1 pseudogene is annotated in these 691 nt (G+C 78.7%); it reads left to right on the top strand.

Annotated features, from left to right (window positions below):
- Positions 1–348: 348 nt before the first annotated feature.
- A pseudogene (locus tag B7L92_RS43335) lies at positions 349–691 on the top strand (YIP1 family protein); the annotation flags it as partial.

Raw genomic sequence — 691 nt, 5'->3', positions numbered from 1 at the left:
GACGTGGCGGCTGCCGGGCGGGCAGGGCCCTGTCCGCCCGGCAGCCGCCACGTCCGGCCGCCCGCCGCCCGGTGCGCCGTCCGGCCCTCATCCGCCCCGTCGTCCGGTCGTCGTCCCGCGCGTCGTCCGATGCGCGGGAGACCGTGCCCCGGAGGACCGCGCCCGGCGGCCCATACGCCCCGGCTGCCCCGTCTCCCCCGTCTGCCGCGTCGCCGGATGCCCCGGACGGCCGAACCGTTCCGGACCCGAACGGCACCGGCCCGGACCTCCTCCGTCCGTCCTGCGGAGGACCCGGGCCGTCCGCCCCCTCCGCAGGACGGACGGCCGCGGCCACCCACCCCTTAGGGGATGTCACAGCTCGGCCGCAATGCCGGACCCGAAGCCCGGGGCCCGGCACGCGACCCGCCAGGACCAGGTACGTTCAACAACGTGGCTGGATTCAGGATCGGACGCGGCCGGGACAACAACGGCGCTCCTCACGCGCGACCGCAACACCCCCCGTACGGACAGCAGATGCCGCCGGGGCCGTCGTACGGCTCCCCGCACGCGGCACCTCAGCCGTACCCGCCCCAGCAGCCGCCCCACGGCAGAGGCGGCCACGGGGGCGGCAGCCCCTGGCCGCAGGCGAACCGCGGCCCGGGCGGGCCCGGCGGCCACGGGAGCCACGGAGGCCACTACGGCCCCGGGGCCG

The sequence above is a fragment of the Streptomyces viridosporus genome (assembly GCF_002078235.1).
Lineage (GTDB): Bacteria > Actinomycetota > Actinomycetes > Streptomycetales > Streptomycetaceae > Streptomyces > Streptomyces viridosporus.
Note: the sequence above shows the minus strand (reverse complement) of the source record. Positions and strands in the feature narration are given on the sequence as shown.